This window comes from Nioella sp. (assembly GCF_964229645.1).
GTDB lineage: Bacteria > Pseudomonadota > Alphaproteobacteria > Rhodobacterales > Rhodobacteraceae > Nioella.
This window is the reverse complement of the sequence record NZ_CAXREX010000248.1, coordinates 1-5,541: the sequence shown is the minus strand read 5'-3', so window position 1 is coordinate 5,541 and position 5,541 is coordinate 1. Positions and strand designations below refer to the sequence as shown.

The following is a 5,541-nucleotide window of genomic DNA, read 5'->3' as shown; positions in this document are numbered from 1 at the left end:
GCGGCATTCCTCCAGGAACAACCCGTCCGAGACTCGCAGAACATTGCCCTTGTGCACCGCAGTCACATGTCGGGCGGGGCGGGTTGCGGCGAGGGCGAAGGCAGCTTCGGCAATGCGGGCCGAGGCGCGGCGCGTGACTTTTCGGAGTGCGAGGGCCATGTCCGGGTCTGGCATCAGCTCTCCGGGGCCGGAGGCCATGTTCCTGTCGGCATAGAAGCCTTCGGTGTTTTCCCGGACGATCACCAGGTCGAACGGGCGGTTAATGGGACTGGGCAGCAGGCTGCGGGTCGCGGCGGGGCGGATATTGGCGAAAAGGTCCAGTTCCTTGCGCAGCACTCCCGAGGGATTGCGCCCCCCTTCGGCCACCGGGGGATAGTCATTGTGAGACACTGGACCGAGTACGATGCCATCAGCTGCGCGGGCGGCCTCGATCACATGGGTCGGGATCGTAGCGCCGTGCCGGTCCAGCGTGGCAAAGCCGATCTCGGCTTCGTCCAGCTTAAGACCAAGCCCGAAAGCATGGTCTGCGGCCTCCAGAACCGTGCGCGTGGCCGCAACGATTTCCGGTCCGATCCCGTCACCGGGCAGGAGCAGAAGCCGTGTCATGCGCCTTTCCTCTGGGCATCGCGCACAAGCGCGGCGAGGCGATAGGCACCATGCACCATTTTCGAATAGGGCATGGTCAGGAAGAAGGTCAGCACGGTGCCAAGATGCAACGCCAGCAGCGGGGCAACCAAGGCGGTGCCGGTCGCGGCGAAGAGCGCAAGCCCGCTGGCCCCTGTCGCCGCGAGAAGGAGCACGAAGGCCATTTCTCCGCCCCAGGCCGATGCCGCGCCAAGGCTGCGATCTGCCCGCAGTTTGAGGCCCGCCAGCCCAAGCGCCCCGAGCGTCAGCAACACGCCCCCCGGCACGCCGAGCAGCTTGGGTAGGCTGAAGGCCCCGTAGGGTGCCGGCAGATCGAAACCGTAATGCAAAACGGTTCCCGCCGATGTGGAGGCGAAACACAGCAGGAACCCCCAGAACACGGCCTGGTGGGCGTGCTTACGGGCGAGGGTGTAGCGGTCGCCTTTCTCGTAATTGCAGCCATGCGCCGCGCCGCCCGACAGGTTCCTGAGCGATGCTCCGTCACGCAGGGCGCTGGCCAGTTGAGAAAGGGTCACGCGCGTGCCCCCGGTTTCGCGCCAGTAGCCGCGCAAGCCCATGGCGATGACGAGGATCGGCAACAGGAAAGCCGGGCCGAAGATCGCCACCATGATCGTGTGGGACAGGTGGGCATAGAAGCCCGTCCCGCGTTCGGGCGTCAAAGCGGCCATGGCCCAAAAGAGGGCAGCGATCCCCAGGATCAGCGCGCCCGCAAGGGCCACGCCCCGCGTCTGGAACAGGCGTCCAAGACCGCCGGGCCAGGCGAACCGGTCCCAGCTTTCGACGCGCACCTCGGCCAGCGCGGCGGGCAGGTTTAGGGCGAACTCATGCGGCTCGGTGTATTGACAGGCATAGTAGCAACCCCGGCAGTTATGACAGAGGTTCGCCAGCTGCGTGATGTCGCCATCGGAAAAGGCGCGCTCGGCGAAGGTCGCCGGGAAGACCGCGCAATAGCCCTCGCAATAGCGGCAGGCATTGCAGATTTCCAGTTGGCGTCGGGCCTCGTCGGTCGCGGTCAGGATCGGTGTGGTGTCAAGCGACATGGGCGGCGGCCTCCTGTCCCGCGATGCGTCCGAAGACGGTGCCGATTGTCATGCCGAAGCCGGCAAGGTAGCCCTCGCCCAGGATCGAGCCGGCCATGATTTCGCCCGCGGCCCACACGTTTTCCAGGCGGCGGCCACTGGCCGAGACACGGGCGGTGCGGTCCACCTTCAGGCCCAGATAGGTGAAGGTCACGCCCGGGCGCAGGGAATAGCCGTAGAAGGGCGGGTCACTGATGGGACGCGCCCAGTTCGTCTTTGGCGGATCAAGTCCTTCGGTCGCCAACCCGTCCAGTTCGGTCGGGTGGAACCTCCCCTCGCGGCAGGCCGCGTTGAAGGCGTCCACCGTTTCGCGCAGCTTGTTGGCAGGAAGCCCAAGCTTCTGCGCCAGTCCCTCCAGAGTGTCGGCTTTCTCGGGCGGGTAGACAGAGGGCATGAACAGCTCGATGCTTTTTGAATCGATAATGGAATAGCCCACCTGGTCCGGCTGCGCGGCCACCAGCCGACCCCAGATCGCGTAGCGCTTTGGCCAGACATCCTCGCCCTCGTCATAGAAGCGCTCGCCGTGCCTGTTGACCACGACCGAGAAGGGCACGCAGTCCAGCCGGGTCACGATGCCGCCATCGAATTTCGGCGCGCGCCCGTCGATCGCGACCGCATGGCACTGGGTCGGATCGCCGACGCTGTCTGCCCCCTGGTCGAGCATGTCGCGAAGCACGACGCCCCGGTTGTAGGGTGTTCCGCGAATGAGGAAGTTGCGCGCGGCTGGCCCCCAGGCGTCGGCCAGCCAGTCGATATCGCCCTGGAACCCGCCCGAGGCCAGCACCAACGCCTTGCCTTCGATGCGCGCAGGCTGCCCGCCAATGGTGACGTCGAGCCCTTCGAACCGACCATCCGTCACGGTTACATGTGTCACTTCCGCTTCGTAGAGAACCGTCACCCCGAGATCTTCGGCCGTGTTGTAATAGGCGTTGACCAGCGCTTTGCCGCCCCCCAGGAAGAAGGCGTTGGTGCGCGATAGCGACAGGGTGCCGGAAAGCGAGGGCTGGAAGGCGACGCCGTGGCGTTCCATCCAGGGCAGGCAGGTTTCCGACTCGCGGATCGTCATGCGGGCAAGGTCCTCGTCGGTCTTGCCCTTGGTGACGCGCAGAAGGTCGTCGTAATACTCGTCTTCCTCGTAGCTGTCGGTGAGCACGGACAACGGCCCGCGATGCATGCAGCGGAAGTTGCGGGTGTGGCGGGAATTGCCGCCCCGGTAGGGTTTGGGCGCGGCTTCCAGCATCAGCACGCGGGCCCCAGCCTCGGCGGCTTCGATCGCGGCGCAAAGCGCGGCATTGCCGCCGCCCACGACCACGAGGTCCCATGTCCGGGATGAGAGATCGGTCATTGGTCCTCCTCGGCTGCGCGCTGACGCAGCTGGCGCAGGCGTGCCCTATGCGCGGCTTCGATATGGACGCGCATGGCGGCTTCGGCGGCGTCGCCGTCATGGGCGCGCAGGGCGGCAAGGATCGCGCGGTGCTCGGCAACGGCCGATTGCGCGCGGTCGGCTTCTTCCATCGTGGAGCGCCCGAGGATCAGCAACGTTTTCTGCACCGCGTCCACCGAGCGGATGAGAAAGCGGTTGCGCGCGGCATTGAGCAGGACGGAATGGAAATGCCGATTGGCATGGTAAAGCCGCTCGGGATCATCGAGCGCTGCCGCCATCTCGTTGGTGATTTCCTCCAGCTCGGCCAGTTCGCTGTCATAGGCGGCGCGCGCGGCGAAGCGGGCGGCGGTGCCTTCCAGCACCACGCGCATCTCGTAGAGTTCCGTCACCTCGGCGTAGTCCAGTTTTCGGATGCGCGCGCCCGCGCGTGGCTGGTGATCGACCAGCCCGTCGGCTTCCAGCGCCCGGATCGCCTCTCGGACCGGCGTGCGCGAAATGCCGAGCCGCGCGGCGATCTCTGTTTCCGTTAGCCGGTCGCCGGGTCTCAGAACACCGGTCCTGATCTCGGTGATCAGGCGCTCATACGCGTCGCGTCCCTGGCCGGAGTCCGATTGTCTGAGGCTGTCGTCGGGCATGGGTCCTCATCCATGGCTTGCAAATTGCATACAGATGGATACAACAGGATGCAATTTGACGGAAGCCCCGAATATGTCCCCGAGTCGGTCCACCACGCTGAAACACCGCGCGCTCACGCTGGCGCTGGCCTTTTGCGGCGTGGGGCTGTTCCTGGGTCTGGGCCTGCCATTGCCGTTCCTGTTCGGTCCGATGACGGCTTGCCTGCTGGCGGCCCTGATCGGACTGCCGCTGAAGGGGATGGGTGTTGTTTCTGTCGCGGGCCGCACGGTTCTGGGGGTGGCCGTGGGGGCCTCGGTCACGCCTGCGCTTGTGGGCCAGATCCCGCAGATGGCGGCCTCGGTCGCGCTTATCCCGCTTTATATCTGCGTCATCGCCGCCGTGGGGGTGCCCTTCTTCCGACGAGTCTACGGGTTCGATTGGGCGACCTCCTGGTATGCGGCGATGCCGGGTGGTTTGCAGGACATGGTCATTTTCGGGCAGGAGGCCGGGGGCGACGTTCGGGCGCTGTCGCTGATCCACGCCACGCGGGTTCTGATCATCGTGACGCTGGCCCCTGTCATTCTCACCTTCGGATTCGGTCAGACGCTGGACAACCCCATCGGTGCCCCTGCCGCCGATCTGCCCTTGGCTGAACTGGCCCTCATGGTCGCCGCGGCGCTGATCGGCTGGAAAGGGGGCGAGCGGATCGGGTTGTTCGGGGCGTCGATCCTCGGACCGCTGATTGTCACCGCCGCGCTGTCGCTGGCCGGCGTGATCCACTACCGCCCTCCGTCAGAGGCGATCCTGACCGCGCAATTCCTGATCGGGATCGGGATCGGCGTGGGTTATGTCGGTGTCACCCTGCACGAACTGCGCCGGGATGTGGCTGCGGGTGTGGTCTTCGTCCTGCTGCTTGCGGGGCTTGCGGCGGGCTTTACCGAGGTGGTGGTCTTCTTCGGGCTTGCCGAACCTGTCGAGGGGTTCCTGTCCTTCGCGCCGGGCGGGCAGGCGGAAATGACGGTGCTGGCGATTGTCGCCGGGGCCGATCTGGGATTTGTTATCGTCCATCACCTGACGCGGATCATGGTGGTGATCACCGGCGCGCCGATTGCGGCCCGGATTTTCCGGGTGCGTGAGCGCCGCCGAGAGGAGAACAAGGCATGACCTTCACCACGCGCCCTGAACTCGCTGGCACCTTCGGCATGGTCACCAGCACCCACTGGCTGGCCACGGCAGCGGGCATGAAAATGCTGGAGGCAGGAGGCAGCGCCGCCGATGCCGCCGTTGCCACGGGCTTCGTGTTGAATGTGGTGGAGCCGCATCTGAACGGTCCGCTTGGCGATATGCCGCTTTTGTATCGCGCGGCGGGGGCCGAGGAGCCGGTCGTCATCTGCGGGCAGGGAACGGCCCCGGCGGGCGCCACAATCGACCACTACCGGGCCGAGGGGCTGCGCCGCATTCCCGGTTCGGGCCTGTTGGCGACAGTGGTGCCCGGGGCGTTTGACGCCTGGATGCTGCTTCTGCGAGATCACGGTCGCCTGCCGCTTGCCGAAGTGCTGGCACCTGCCATTCACTACGCCCGCCACGGCCATCCGATCCTGCCGCGCGTCGCGAATGAAATCGCGGGAATGGCCGATGTCTTCCGCAGCGAATGGCCGACGTCAGCCCCGGTCTGGTTGCCCGGCGGCCACGCGCCTGAACCGGGCACGCTCTTTGCCAACCGGGCGTTGGCCGATTTCTGGGACAGGCTGGTTGATGAGGCCAAGGGCGCGGGCGTGGATCGCGAGGCACAGATCGAAGCCGCCCGCACGGCCTTCT

6 protein-coding genes are annotated in these 5,541 nt (G+C 66.1%); 2 read left to right on the top strand and 4 right to left on the bottom strand.

Going from position 1 to position 5,541, the window contains the following annotated elements:
• The 4 genes from ACEQXV_RS16750 to ACEQXV_RS16735 form a co-directional block, all read right to left on the bottom strand.
• Positions 1-606 (bottom strand): isocitrate/isopropylmalate family dehydrogenase (locus ACEQXV_RS16750; RefSeq protein WP_370270103.1); only part of this gene is annotated, 606 nt, incomplete at its 3' end.
• The gene (tcuB, locus tag ACEQXV_RS16745; protein WP_370250841.1) at positions 603-1,685 is read right to left on the bottom strand and encodes a tricarballylate utilization 4Fe-4S protein TcuB; all 1,083 of its coding nucleotides are present in this window, start codon (positions 1,683-1,685) and stop codon (positions 603-605) included. The genes ACEQXV_RS16750 and tcuB, both read right to left, overlap by 4 nt.
• Positions 1,675-3,069 carry an FAD-dependent tricarballylate dehydrogenase TcuA gene (gene tcuA / locus ACEQXV_RS16740; protein ID WP_370270102.1) on the bottom strand — a complete coding sequence of 465 codons (1,395 nt, stop codon included), beginning with the start codon at positions 3,067-3,069 and terminating at the stop codon, positions 1,675-1,677. Before tcuA ends, tcuB begins: the two co-directional genes overlap by 11 nt.
• Positions 3,066-3,743 carry a GntR family transcriptional regulator gene (locus ACEQXV_RS16735; RefSeq protein WP_370270100.1) on the bottom strand — a complete coding sequence of 226 codons (678 nt, stop codon included), beginning with the start codon at positions 3,741-3,743 and terminating at the stop codon, positions 3,066-3,068. Before ACEQXV_RS16735 ends, tcuA begins: the two co-directional genes overlap by 4 nt.
• A 73-nt stretch (positions 3,744-3,816) precedes the next feature.
• On the opposite strand from ACEQXV_RS16735, the gene ACEQXV_RS16730 reads away from it, so the two are divergent.
• Complete coding sequence (locus tag ACEQXV_RS16730; protein WP_370250838.1) at positions 3,817-4,887, top strand: AbrB family transcriptional regulator; 1,071 nt, start codon at positions 3,817-3,819, stop codon at positions 4,885-4,887.
• On the top strand, positions 4,884-5,541 hold a 658-nt coding region (locus tag ACEQXV_RS16725; protein ID WP_370270099.1), incomplete at its 3' end, for a gamma-glutamyltransferase. The genes ACEQXV_RS16730 and ACEQXV_RS16725, both read left to right, overlap by 4 nt.